The sequence below is a fragment of the Eudoraea adriatica DSM 19308 genome (assembly GCF_000382125.1).
In the GTDB taxonomy this organism is placed as follows: Bacteria; Bacteroidota; Bacteroidia; order Flavobacteriales; family Flavobacteriaceae; genus Eudoraea; species Eudoraea adriatica.
Map to the genome: position 1 here is coordinate 130,800 of NZ_KB907551.1, position 15,667 is coordinate 146,466.

At 41.5% G+C, this 15,667-nt stretch carries 2 protein-coding genes; both read right to left on the reverse strand.

Going from position 1 to position 15,667, the window contains the following annotated elements:
• Positions 1-10: 10 nt before the first annotated feature.
• Positions 11-13,645 (reverse strand): T9SS type B sorting domain-containing protein, encoded by a 13,635-nt coding sequence (locus G504_RS0114240; protein WP_019670866.1) that lies wholly within the window; start codon positions 13,643-13,645, stop codon positions 11-13.
• Positions 13,646-15,661 (reverse strand): PorP/SprF family type IX secretion system membrane protein, encoded by a 2,016-nt coding sequence (locus tag G504_RS0114245; protein WP_083930776.1) that lies wholly within the window; start codon positions 15,659-15,661, stop codon positions 13,646-13,648.
• Between the last annotated feature and the right edge of the window lie 6 nt (positions 15,662-15,667).

Here is a 15,667-nt window from a genome sequence, read left to right on the forward strand (position 1 = left end):
AGGTTAAGTTTTATCTGTATAAGGTAAAATGTCCAACAAATTCTCTTTCATCACGCTCACCATTCAACTTTATGACATACCAGTAATCTCCTGTAGGCAGTTCCTTGCCCTGATATAGTCCATCCCAGCCGTTTGGCACAATCGTTTCTTCAGCAACTACTCTACCATAACGATCATATATTTTTATTAGTATTTCAGGATAACCCTCAATATTATCAGGAATCCAGTAATCATTCATACCATCACCGTCAGGGGTAAAGAAATTAGGGATTTCTATATCTATAAACTCCATGAATATTTGCGCAGATACTTCACACCCATTTTCGTCTATAACTGTCACCGTATAGGTGCCGGTCATATTGATATAATAGGTGTTATCTGTGCCATTGTTGTCATCATTGAAATAGAACGTGTAATCCTCAAGGCCGCCCGTGACAATGGCTGTAATCTCATTGAGATTCTGTTGTTCCAGTACCAAGGTTAATGGTTCGAAAGCCATGATTTCAAAATCAACCGTTTGCATACAACCATTAGAATGTGAAATGGTTACATAGTGGGCCCCCGGACTAATATTTCTGAAATCAGGGTTCAATTGCAGGTCTGCAGGGTCTGTAGAATCAAGCGCATACATTACAGAGCCAAGCACCGAAGGATCCTCCATGGTTATGTTTATATAGTTTTCCGGAAGGATATCTGTACACTCATAAACAGGCTCCACTAAAGCATTTAAGTTAACACCCGGATCAATTTCTACAATCACATTAATTTCACAATCCTGTGCATCACGAACAAATATTACATAAGCGCCTGCAGCAAGATCCATAAATGTTGTCTGATTTAAAACATAATCCGCAGGATTATTAGAATTAAATGCCGTACTATATGGAGCTGTGCCACCAGTAATATTTAGTGTTATTGAACCATCTTCACTACCAAGACATACTTCAGGTAATGCAGTATAAGCTGCATCGAGAGGCGCAGGTTCTGCAATAGTAAACTGGAAAGGAATAAAACAGCCGTTTTCATCCTGTGCGATAACATCATAAACTCCTGGTTCAAGATCCACAAATGTATTTTCAGTGTCAAACTGGTTCAGGTTTGGCGAAATGGCATACAGTATGTTTCCGGTTCCTCCCGAAACTTCAACCGTAATTGTTCCATCATTCTGCCCGGCGCAGGTAACATCTGTGAATTCCTCACTGTCTATTTGAAGAGGCACAGGTTCTGTTATAATTATTTCATTAGAGACCTCAATACAATCCATGCTGATAACCCTTACATAGTAACTGCCAACACCCAACATAGAGAAGTTTCCATTTGTCTGCGGCCCTGCAATTAAATTGGTTAATGCAGCATCACCGAATAATTCATAGGTATAACTACCTAGACCTCCAAAAGCCTGGGCCATTATTGTAGCCGTCATTTCACCGGTACAATTTATGATTGCTGCGCTCTCATCAATAACTATAGACAAAGGAATTATTGGGTCTATAGATATCTGATTTGAAATAGTTGCTTCACATCCGAAAGAATCACGAACGTAATACTGGTATACACCGTCTGGAACAGTAAATACATGGGTGTCACCTCCGGACATTGGAGTATAAGACACACCGTCTGTACTGAATTCATAGGGCGCAGTTCCTCCAGTAGCCGTCAATTCAATTTCCGCAAGGTTCGTACAAGTAAGCGGAGTCAGTTGAATTAACGAACTGGCAACGTCTGTAGGTTCAGAAATAGTAACCTGAATGGTTTCTACATCACAATTCCAGCCATCTGAAACCGTAATACTATATATTCCGGCACCAATATTATTGAATATTGGACTGGTCTGCCCTCCTGTACTAAAATCAATTACTGTTCCGGTAGGGTCATAGTAGTTTAATTGATATTGATAGGCTCCTTGCCCACCAACAACATTTATTGCCGTTACGGTAGCATTTGTATCTCCATAACAAACCAACGTTGTAGGTGTAGCCGTAATATCGGCTGTGATTGGCACCGGCTGTACCAGAACTTCTGTGTCGTTAAGAACACAACCACCTTCATCTGTAATTGCAATTGTGTAATTGCCGGCAGAAAGCCCTGTAAACAGGTAACTATTTACATCGCTTATGGTATAAACTGCCGCAGTTGTGGTATTTGTCAATACGATATCGTAAGGCGCATACCCACCTTCAGGATCGACCAAAATTTCGCCCTGATCGTTGGTGCAAGTAACGTTTGCAAGCTCACTAACCGCGGTTGCAAGAGGCATATCCGGAGAGACAATTGTAATAATATTTGAATCTTCAACACATAAAGGCGCCGCTGTTTCAGTAATCCGCACAAAATAATTTCCTCCGGAAACTCCTGAAATGGTTAATGGATTTGTTGATGTATCTCCAACACCTGCAATCCCAGTGCTTACACCAGCAGCTGTATATACTTCATAGTTATATGCGCCGGTATATCCGGTAATCGCTATCTCGAGAGCTCCATTTGTATCCCCGAAACAAACCACTGGCAACGTTGCCGTTGCTACCACATCTATAAGATCATAGGGCGCAATAGTATAAGGAGCAGAATCTACATAACACCCGGTTGCCGTATCTGTAACCCTGAACGTATAACTTCCCACAGCAGTTAAATCAAATTCTGCCGTCGTATTTGTAGGAGTCGATGTCAACACACCATTTGGGTTGCCCAGCGGTAGCAATTCATAGGTATACGTATTTGCCGGGTTGCCGTCATCAGTAACAGTGATAGTAATTTCTTCTGGCACTACACAGGAAATAGCAATGTCTTGCGAGACAGCTACAGTGAATACATTGAGTGGGTTTATAACCACAGAATCCGTAGCCGTACAACCATTCGCATCCCTGGCATAGACCGTAATATTTTGAATAGAATTTGTGTCTACAACATCAAAGGTGTTAGAAGTTTGGAAATTAACATTATCGATACTGTATAAGTATGGACTTCTTCCTGTTCCCACACCAACGGTTGCTGTAATCGTAGCTGTATTAACCGTATTATTGGGGTTACAGTTAAATGCTGTAGCAACAGCCGCAACAGTTAAGACAGAGGGCTCATCTACAACCACAACCTCTCTTAATGAACAACCTCTTTCCGAAATAGCTTCTACTTCATAGGTGCCAGCCGCCAGGTTATCAAAAACCGGACTTGTTTGTGGTCCTGCAATAAGAGCCGATAAGGCATCGTAGAGATTATAAGTATAAACAGGGTTGTCATTTACACCCGGGGCTACCGGGGCTAAGTTTACAGTTATACTTCCATCACTTAATCCGTTACAGGATACATCTACCACGGTATGTGGATCGAAAGTTACCGGAGTTGGTGCATCTAATTCCTGTGTTATCGTTTGTGTACATACCGGATTACTTGTGTTTAAATCGGTTACCATAAACGAATAGACACCCGGCTGATTCAAGCCTGTGAAAATTCCGGTATTGTTAACAACAGATGTTATCAGATCCGGGAATGTTACTATATAGCTCAGGTTTCCGGATCCTCCGGCAACAGTAATCGTAACTTCACCATCTGGAGTAGCAGTACAATCAATTGGTTTAACTACCGTGCTGATTAATGACATCTCTTCATAAAGCACTTCCGGCCCTATGGTTGCTGCACATGACCACTGGTCTGTTATCTGAACCTCATAGCTTCCTGCCCCAAGGCCCGAGAAAATAGTAGAAGTCTGTGGTGCACCAAAAGGCGCTCCATCTCTTATTAATTGATAGGTATAATTAATTCCTTGTCCACCAGCTGTTCCAATTACTTCAATTTCACCCTGAAGATTTGTGCAGTTTTCCTGATTGACTTGCAAAGTAGCGGTAATTGGAATAGGATCTACTAGAACGATGTTGTTCTGGATCATTTCTTCACAACCACCTGAGTCAATAACCCAGGCCTCATAAGTGCCCGCCACAAGGTTTTCAAATCTTGGTCCGGGAACATAATCTCCGGGACCGGTTGGCGGTACGTTTCCTACATAATAAGTGTAACCACCCCAGCCTCCGAGGACATCTACGATCTCAATAACACCATCATTCCCTATACAGGTAATTTGTGATACATTGGTATTAGCAGTAATAGCTGCCGGTGGGCCCGCGATGTTAAATAATTGCGTATTTGTACAATTTGGATGGTTGTTTTGAATAACCTCCACAAGATAATCACCTGCAAAAAGTGTTATTACCCCTGTTGGCCCGTTTGTTGGACTGGTTCCGGTTTCTACCAGTACATCATCAGCTGTATTTGACGGAGTACCATTGGTATCATAGATATTCCAGTCAAAAGGGCCAATATATGTAGCATCAGTTAATTCTATGGTAACTTCCCCGGTTTCAGTACCAAAACAGATTACATCCTGTAATTTAGTGAGTACAATATCGAATGTGTTGGGATCTGTAATAGTCTCTGTGGCGGTTAATATGCATCCTGTATCTAAATGCCTGATGAGGAAATTATGGACACCAAGGTCTAAACCACTAAACACATTTGAGGCCTGGTACGTAGCACCATTGTCTATACTGTATTCAAATTTAGCCGGATCATTTACGGCTGATGTTACCGTTATGGTAATTTCACCATCCATTCCCGGATTACAGCTTATGGCATTGGTAATTGCTGCACTGGCCGTTAATAATTCGTCATAAGGCAAAATTACAGCTGTTGTAGAACCAAGACAGCCATTGCTGTCATAGACATTGATAGTATAACTACCACCGTTAACATCAGTTTCTATATAGGTAGTATTCGCACCTGTTTGAACTACCACATCATCTCCAGGCGCAGGCGTTCCCTGGTCATTTATAAATTCATAAATAACATAAGTGCCACTTCCACCCGTAATTGAGGTATCATCTATTGTTATTGTTGCATTATCAGGATTATTTCCTGAAGTACAACCAAATTCAACAACTATAGGTGCAGGAACATTGATTATGGCCGGTTCTCCAATAGTAATGGAAAAAATATCTGTAAAACAATCATTAACCCCTGTTCCTCTTACATCATAAGTGCCAGCCGGAACATTTTCAAAAGTTTTATCATTCAAAATAACGCCTGCCGGCATAGGATTTAAGGTATAGGTCAATGGATTATTGCCATTATCAATTTCAATAAGCGTAATACTGCCATCCGCACCTCCGTTACAGGTTACATCGGTATGTATTTCTGTAAAGTCCGGAAGTATTGCAGCGGGAACATCTACAATAATATTTTGAGAACAGTTGGGAGGTGTGGTGCTAATATCATGAATTGTCACGTTATAAGAACCAGCTCCACTTGCTCCGGTCCAAACATATGGATTGGAAGGTAAAGCCTGTCTAACCAGGTCTATTGCACCCGGTCCGTCTATTTCAATTTCATAGTTACCGGAACCTGAAGTTACTTCAATTGTAAGTTCGGCATTAGCCGCAGCACCTGGCTCACAATCAAGCAATGTAGTTTGCAATACAGTAAACTCCAGAGGAGGTATAATGGTAAATGACTCAGTATCTGTACAACCATTCAAATCGCGAACGGCAATGTTTTGAGCTGCTCCGGAACTAATTCCAGAAACCAGATATTGGTTACTACCATTAAAAACTATATTTTGGAAAGGACCCCCATTAATACTTAATTGATATGGGGCCACACCGGCAGCATCAAGGGTTACCAGAATCTCAAATTGCCCTTCCGCCACACATTCATCTACAATTACAAGTGAAATATCGGGACTTGCATCTAAAGCTACAGTAACAGGATCGTTTTGAATACAGTCATTTGCATCTTTTACGTAAACGATATAATCTCCGGATTCGACGTTTGCAGTAGTACTGCTTGTCCATCCGGGTGAAGCGGCAGTTGGAGCTGGCGCCGTATTGAGTAAGTATTGGAATTCATATGGGGCACTGCCAAATTGAGGTGTTGCCGTGATGACACCCGCATTCACATTACAATTATCATTAACTGGCGAAGCTGCTGTAACCGACAATAAGTTGGTTGATTCATCGATGGTAAAGTTTGAAGAACCAATTGAACAACCAGCAAACGCACCATTAATTTCTGTTAACAATACATAGTATACACCAGGAGGCAAAGTTGCAAAATTGGATATACTTACAGGTCCTGCTGGCGGATTTACTGGTGAAGACCCGGTAAAACCAGTGGTTATATTAGATTGTGCATTAAATATTTCGTAGTCGACCTGTGTGGCACCAACATCGTAGTTGTCAAAAGTGAAACTCACATTACCATCTGCAGCCCCGGTACATGTTACATTTGCCTCAACCAATGACGTTAACGCCATATTTGAAGGAGAGTTTATTGGGGTAGCAGCAGTTTCAAAATAATAACAATTGGTGGTTAAATCGTGAACCACAAAAGTATAAGTAACTCCAGGTATAAGTGCTGTAAATGTAGAAGTATCTCCGCCTACAACATCCGGCGCCTGATAAGAGGCCGAATATGGAATGGTATAACTGTCCAAAATTGCAAACTCATAATTACCACTACCTACTGCAGATGATACTGTAACTATAGCTGTACCTCCCACCGCACAACTTGCAGTTAGAGTAGATACATCAATATCCAGATCATTTGGTGGAGAAGCAATGATATTAGTAGTTCTCAGCGAACAACCATTGGCGTCAACCACATCAACTTCATAAATACCGAATTCAAGAATAGCAAAGGTATGATCTTCACCTCCGGCTGTTGTCAAATAAGATGCGGAATAACCGTTATTTCCTGTTAAATGGTAGGTGTATTCTGCAGTACCTCCGGTTAAGTTTTCTACGGTTATAGAACCTGGATCTGTTCCAGTAGCTGGATTACAGGTAATAGGTATTAAATTAATACTATATGCAATTGCATCAGGCTCATTTATAGTTGCTGGAAAAGGAAGAGAAACACATCCCTTCGCATCCGTAATAGTGACTTCATAGTCCCCGGCAGGAAGACCCGCGGTCTGGGTTCCATAATTCGTTGTTGAAATAGTCTCAATTACCTCAATGACATATGGAGGGCTACCTATAGAAGCATCAATAACCACATCCAGCATTCCCGTACTATCTCCATTACAAAGAATATGTGTTGGCGTAACTGATGTAATCACAGGAGTATCTGCGGGGCTAATAATAACCGAATTAGTGGTTACAATACATGCGGCAGGCACTGTTGTGTCTGTTACCCTGAAAACATAGGTGCCCGCTGTATTGGAACTGAAGATATTCCCGACAAAGTTGGTGTTAAAGTAAGTTGCGCCAGCATCATTGGACCATTCATAGGAATATGTGCCTGAACCACCAATTGCATTTATTGTAATTGATGCTGGTGCCAGACAAGTCAGATCTGCAGTTAAAACAGCGTTTGCGGCAAGGCTTGGATTTATTGTTACATTTTGTTGTATCCCAACACAACCAAAAGAATCCTTGACATCTATAGTATATGCCCCGGCAGATAAATTATTAAAAGTATAACTTGTTGCCGTTGACGGTACTGGCGTTAACCATGGACCACCGTTGATACTAAATTGAAATCCTCCGTTACCAGGAAGTGAAGTTACGTCTACCAGGATTGTCCCATCATTAGCGCCGCTGTAACAAGCTGTTGGCGTAGTAGTAAAAGTTGGACTCATAGGAGCAACTACGGTAATAGGCGCGTCAATGGGATCTTCGCAATTATTCGTATCTCTAACTCTAACAATATAATCTCCGGCAGGAACACCTACAAAATCAACCGCGGCCTGATAAGGTGTAATGATACCACCTACATTATCTTCTAACTGATATTCATAACCTGGTGTACCTCCAGTGGCACTGGCCGTAATTGTAGCACCGGTATTATTACAAGTAAATTCTACCGTAATGCCCGCAGAAGCAACTACAGGTGTGGGTTCGGTTAAGGTTTCTGAAAGCAAAACCGAGCAGGAATTATCTAATACATCCCTGACCTCAATTGAATTCACTCCGGCACTTAAACCATTAACTGTTACCGGAGAAACCGTTTGTGGCACCGAAAACGCACCACCGTTTACTGAATATTCAAAGCCATTTACAATATCAAAGTTTTCAACCTCAAAAGTAATAGTACCGTCAGAGAGACCATTACAACTGATATTGGTGAAATTAGTAATGTTTGCATCAAAGGCATTGCCTGCAACTATTATAGCACTGGCATCCACAGTACAATCACTACCATAATCTACGGTAATAAGGTGATTGCCAATGGCAATATTATTAAAGACATTGGAAGCCTGTAGGGCTCCTCCATCTACGCTGTACTGATATGAAGGGTCATTAGGTAATACGGTAATATTTCCTGTACCATCACAATTATAGGTAATGCTGGTACTCAATACCGGCTCAACAGGTAATGGTACTATTATAACATCCGGCAAGGTAATAGAACAAGAAACTGCATTCGCGTCTCTTACCCTGATTGAATAAGTGCCGTCAATAAGACCTGTAAAGGTTGCTCCGCCAGGTGTAGATGCAGTCCACGAACCGCCGTTAAGACTATATTGATAATCTCCTGAACCTCCACTTGTAGGGGTTACACTTCCTACGGTTATTTCACCTAACTGAAGACAGGTATATGGCTGTGTTTGAATGGCTTCTGCTACCAATTGCGTTGGCTCAAGTACGTCTATGGAAGCTGTTTCTTCACAGTTGTTTGCATCTCTTACTCTGATCGGATATGTTCCGGCAGCCAGGTTCACGAAATTTCCTGAGACCTGGTAAGTTGCGCCGTTATCAATACTGTATTCATAAGGCCCCATGCCATTTGCAGCTACAATAGTTATACTTCCATTGCTATCTCCAAAACATATTGCAGGGGTTGATGTTGGGGTAATTGTTATAGGCGCATCCTGGACAATTGTAATGTCATACATGGCCTCACAAAATGTTACATTGCCATTGTTATCACGAACGTATACATCATAATCCCCGGCACCAGTAACTGTAATTGGATTTACAATACCGAAATCTCCAGGAACCGGAGGTACTCCATCAGCTACAATCGCATAAACAAAATTTCCATCACCACCTGCTGCGGTTACCGTTACATCTGTTGTTGTTCCACAAGCTGTAATATTAGCGGCGGAAGCCGTAACAGTTAATTCAGGATTTATGGTAATGGTGTCTGTACCGGTACAATTATTCCCATCAATAACGTCAATGGTATACGTGCCCGGCCCCAGGCCTGTAAAAACATTATTTGTATCATATAGCCCGCCGTTAATTCTGTATTGAAAGTTTCCGTCACCTCCGGATGTTACATTGGCTGTCAAAGTCAGACCGGTAAGGTTATCATAACAAATATCATTTGGAACTATTTCTAATACAGGCGGCAAAGCGGCATTTAAAACGAATGTTGTAGTAGCAATACAACCGTTGGCATCACTAACTGAAGCAATATAGGTTCCTGATTGCACCAGACCCGTGAAAGCACCGGTACCATTCGTGACTAAAGTAACTGTATCAGGATAAGTTAAAGTATAGGTATAACCCTCCCAACCATCGGTTGCGGTTAGCACCACACTTCCATCCTCTGTACAGCTTGGCTGAGATTCAACAGCTGCTAACACAAGAGCCGCGGCAGGTGCGTTTACCGTAACACTGGCGGTATCTGAACAGTTCGTATCATTATCTGTTACGGTAATATCATAGGTTCCTGCAGCCAGACCGGCTAGAGGAATTGTTGTGATTGTTTCTCCGGAACCACTAAAAGCAGACGGCCCGGTTACCGTATAATCGTATGATGTGTTGAAGCCGGAAACGGTATATAAAATTTCTCCGTCGGCATCACCCAGACAGCTAATATTGCTTACCAACTGCCCTACAACCCCAATAGGAATTACCGGTGCAATGGTATAATTTTCTTCGTAAGTACAACCTTTGTCGTCTGTAACCCTGAAAGTATAGGTGTCAGGTGTAAGACCATCAAAATTGGCTGAACCACCGGAAGTTGAGGTGGCCGGAATTGCCACAGGGGCAATTATTTCAAATACAAAAGGCGTATTCCCATTAACAACTGTTACAGTAACATCTGAGGTTAGTGCCGGACAAGTTGGTGTTGAGGAAACAAAGTCCAGATCAGTTGGCGGATTTAAGGGGTCTATGGTAATAGGATTGGTTACAATTAGACAACCATTGGCATCCCGGATGCTTATATTATAAGAGCCATTCGTTAGGCCGGTAAAAGTCTCAGACCCCGCTCCGGAAACAAAGTTTATTCCATCTATCGAATATTCATAAGGCGCTGTTCCTCCGGTAATATTTTGTGCTTCAATAGTACCTGTTTGCAGACAGGAATAGTCTTGAATCAGGGCAGCAGTTCCCGAAAGTCCATTAGCCGGTCCGGAAACAGTATAATATTCAAAAAAGTCGCACGAAGCACTTCCTTTTCTTTGATTAAGCCTCACGGTATAATCTCCTTGAGGCAGGCCTGTAAATATACCAGAGGTATTGCTGGCAATTTCCACGCCATTTTCATCTATTAGGAAGAAGGTAAGTTGATAACCGTTAGTGTCAATGATATCAAAGGATATAGAACCCGTAGAATCACCAAAGCACTCCTCATCAATCACTGTTGTTGGACCATATTCCACAGAAGGAACAAATTCAATTTCAACAGGATTTGAGATGTCAAAACAGTTATTGCGGTCTACTACGACAAACTGGTAGATTCCGGGATCCCAGATATCAAAAATCTGACTTGTTTGGAATTCTGACGGCGGGATGGATGGCGGATCAGGATATGATAATTGCGTAACACCCAATGTATCCACATAAGACCAGATTGCATAGATATGTGGTGTTTTACCCCCATCGGAATCCATAAGGATATTCCCCTCCCTACAGGTAATATTTTGAGAAACCCTTGCCGAAAGCTCAAGGTCTGAATTATCAATAATGGTTACCTGTTCATTGTGCAGGCAACTATCATCTGTGGTAACCTCTACGTCATAAACCCCTGGATTCAGGTTCGCGAATGTGTAGTTGTTATCAAGACTCGGGCCATAGGTGTCTACAATAGTTCCACCCTGGGAGATTTCGAAGTAATATTGTGGTTCCACATCCAATACAGAAATGCTCATTGAACCTAGACCACTACAGTCAGCATCCTGAGTGGTTATATCTACCTGGAAGTTTCTGGTAAGTACGCCGATATCTTCTAATCGGAAAATACAACCATCTACTACACCCTGCTGACGCATTTCTACGGTGTATGCGCCGTTTGAGTTAATTGTAAAACTAGGACCATTTAATGCACTAAAGGGCACAAGGACCGCACCTGTTGTTGCATCCAACAATTGGTACTCATAATCAACAGGCATGTTTGTTACCGTAATGTTTCCAGGGGAAAGGCAAATTAAGTCGGTAACATTGTATTGCGGATCCAGCGGGTTTTTGAAAATATTGAAATAAAACCGGCTAAAACAACCATTTTGATAGTTTATAATAAGCCTGTACTGGCCGGCATCCGAGGCAAGGAAATTATTCCCTGTTCCCACGCTATTCCAGCCACATCCGGCATCCTTGTTGGCGCAATCTGCAACAGAAGCTCCACAACTTGTCTCATCAAGCTGCTCCCATTGTATACTGTCTGCATCAGGGATGTTGATTTGTACGAGTTCAGTATCGTTCAACCCGCATAGAAATATTTTAGGCAATAAATCTCCGTCATTGGGACATGTAACTACTTCGCCCTCAACAGTATTTGTGGGATCATTGATTAATGTTACAATAGGGTTTATCTGGGTAGTTCCAAATAATTCTACAGTAATAATTTCCTGAAAACCTTTACAAGGGTCAGCAACTATTTTATCTACAATATATATCCCTACTTCATCAATTAAAAGCGTGCTAGGATCACTATCAGGGTCACCATCATTTAATACTGTATCACCCGGATCAATCAGGCCATCCTCGTTTTCATCTTTATACCAGACATAAGAATCAAAATTGTCCCCGGCATCAAGAAGCAAATCATCTCCACATAGCTGAACAGTTCGGTTGTAATCACAGCTTTCAAGATCATCCAGCAGGAAATTGGTGGCTCCCGGGGTAACAAAACCGCAATTATCAAAATCAGACACACTGGGGTCATCTGTAATTTGTGCATTATTAATTACGCCCTCATAGGTGGAGTAGGCCTGATTTGCGATCAAATCCGTACAGGCATCTATAAAATCAAAACAATTTTCTGCAACCCGCACCCTAAGCCTTATTTCAGAAAGGGGATCTCCCTCTTCTATAAGGTTATCCGGAATGTTAAAGGATATTTCATTGCCTATCGGGTCATATACATAAGTTACTCCGGGAGGCAATACTAAATCTGATTCTATTACAGTTACGTTGATTGGCAAAACATCCCGCAAAACATAATTAGTAGCATCGTCATTACCAATATTTTGAAAACTAAGCACATAGTCCAACAATTGCCCCAGGTTTACACCCAAACCCGTAATGTCGTTACCGGCAATATCCTCAACCGTTTTTTCTACGACAATGTTAGGTTCAATTATCTCAACATTAAAAGAATTGAAGAAAGGATAGTACTGATCTCCGCTGGACGTAAATCTAAATGTGGCATCTGTTTCGGCATTGGGAATAACAGAATTCAAAGGGTTATTCAACAAAAACATATCTGTATCATAACCTAGAGTGTTGACGCTGTTTGGTGTTCGATTATTCGTAATGGCGCCATCCAGGGTAATATTACTATTAAAGAAGTTGTTTGCCGGGTTTACTGCATTGCTTATGGTTGTAAAACCTGGATTGCTGGCTGCTCTTATGCGCATTCTGTCACCAGTAATTCTGTTATCACCTTCTAACGCGGCAGCACCGATATTGGCCCTTACCGGCCCCACGGGGATAGTATTGAAACCACTATAGTTTATGTCAACGGATGGATTTGCACTTCGTACTCTGGCAAAACCATCAAAAGTTGTGATTAATTTTCCAGATAATGTAGGGTTTTCATATACAACAACTAGTGTCCATCCCCCCGCTGCTCCACCTCCCGGAGAAAGTGATCCAACAACAGAGCGAATATTTGCAACCGTATAATCCCCTGAAGGATCTGCCAAAGGGGTTATAAGGGCGGTGACATCTGCGTAACAGGCATAAGGGCTGTTTTGCGTTACGGAAGCATCGCCACTTGTGAATCCGTCAAAGAGAATTTCATCTGCAACAACATCTACATAAGCCCCGCCTGGAACCATTAGTTTAACCTGGTTAAAATCGTTTTGCCTACCTGCACCTAAAGGCTGTCCGGCCTGCGCACTTGGATAAGTAGCCGACCAGTAAAGTCCTGCATAGCGGATTAGATTACAGCTGGCTTGGGGAAAGTTAAATGTTGCACTACTAGAACTAAAAGTACTAGGATCACCATCCACATCTATATACTGCATGTCTAGCCAGTCATTGTAGGTGGAAGAATTACCGGTTGAATTATAGGCATCTTCCGGTTCGGAGTTGCCAGTACCTCCGTCTCTGTTAACAATATTGTTGGCTATAAAGGTCAGGTCACCCCTTAGGTTATTTTGATACCTAACTTCAAAATTGTTGAATTCCTGTGAAATACCTACAAAGGAAAAAAGTACCACACAGGTGAAAAGAAATTTTCTTGCAAAAGTTGGTTTCATCTAGGTTATTAAGTTTGGTGTAACGCGCATGATCCACATTTTATCATCATAGGCGTTATTAAGTTTAGAGTAGTAAGATATGAGAGCATTGTTCCAGGATTCGTGCCGCTTTAAATAAACATACCGATAGTTATTTACTGGATTTATAAAGTAACTGGCGCTTAGGCCCTGGGAGTTTAATAATTTCACAAAACGGTTGGCATTTCTGGGGTTCGCAAAAACATTGGCTATAATATAATAAGCTGAAGGAAGGCCATTTATGAACCCGCTTTTGGACTTTGGCTCACCTCCTTTTACATTATCCCTTACTACGACATTCTTCTGAAGAACATCTGAATCATACTCGGACGATTTCTCACGAACTTTGTTTGCATTTTCGGCATAGGCTTCATTAGAATAACGGTTGTCGACATTCATCACCCATAGTTCTCCGTTGTAGGCTCCTTCCAGTCCGGATTTATGTGCAGCGAGCGCTTCTTTCCAGGTATCGTATCTTTTCAGATATACATACTTCATTCCGTTTTTGGGATTATCAATATAATCCGGGTTTAATCCCTGGCTATACAGATTGTCCATGAATTTGTTCATGTAGTGTTCGCCTTTGTAAACATTGGCAACTACGTAGTAGCCATTTTCAACACCTTTGAGGTCTCTGAATTTTTGGCTTTTAACATTGTTCAATTTGGCCTCCCGCATAAATACATCTACAGGGTTTTTTTTCCTAACTATTGGTTTGTATTCTACCGGTGTTGGTTTCTTTACATTTTCAACCAATGCGGTTTTATCATTATTAAGGAAATACATTTCCCTGGCCTTTTCTTCAAGATCCGGGCGGTTGCCATTGGTTTCATTCCTCACCATTCGCATAACCATCTCAAACCTTCTTTCAAGATCTTTTTCACGATTGGTCTCCATGGAATCCTGCCGGAACATCAATTCTGCAAGGATAGCATCATTCTCCGCCAGACGGCGCTTAAGCTCTGTAATTTCTTCTTCTTCGGAAGCAAATGAATCCGCAACAGAATCTTCTTCTTCTTCCTCTTCATTATTTGCAACTACTTCCTCATTTTCTTCCAGCATCACCCTGTCTTCTGTAAGGTTTGGAGTGAAGGAATAGGCAAAGGATATTTCGTGGGTAACACCAAAGTTGTCAAAACTATTTGAAAGGCCTTTCTCCATGGTATACCCAAGGGAAAGCCTTTTTCCCAGGTTAAAACCAATACCGGCTGAAGCTCCATAAAAACTGTCATACCCGGCCTGCAACCAACCCAATTTGGGCAAATCGAAAATAAGATTACCTCCCAAAACAATTTCTTCCTGACCAACTTTTCGTACCCTAGCAAGCGGCATCAATCGGGAGTTTTCAAATACTCCGGAATTATTTTCAAACTGATAGGTATATTGTAAATGAGCGGAAAAGGTTTTATCCTCAAATTCTGTAAGGGACTCACTTGTTTTCAGGTTATAATCAAAAAGGTTTTCGGCAAAAACACCGAAATCGAATTGGCCGTATGAAATATTAAATCCGGGTTGAAATGAAAGCAATGAACTGTCCTGAAAGCCACTAAGGAATGGATCCAGCTCTATTGGGTTTGCTCTATTTTCATCTAAACCACTACTGTAATAGGATAAATTTGCTCCAAAAGTGAAATTGCTTTTGTCGCTCAATTTTACACCATATGCATAATTGGCTAAAATTCCGTAATTGCTAACCACACCTTCCCGCTGGGTATAAAGGCTTAGTCCCAGTCCGGACCTGTCATTAATCCTACCGCTGTAACTAAGAAAGTACAACTGATTATTGTCATCAAAAGATACCGATTGGTTTCTATGTAAAAGGTTAATATAGGAAAGGTCTTCACGAACGGTGGAGAAAGTCGGGTTTATTAGAAATCTGTTAAACTTTAACAGGTTCTGTGAGGGTACATCATAGGAAATAAAAGGATTATCTTCCTGAGCACTTACTCTTGTAAGCGCCATGATGAACAATAACAGAAATGTGATCTTTGGTTTCATTTGTTT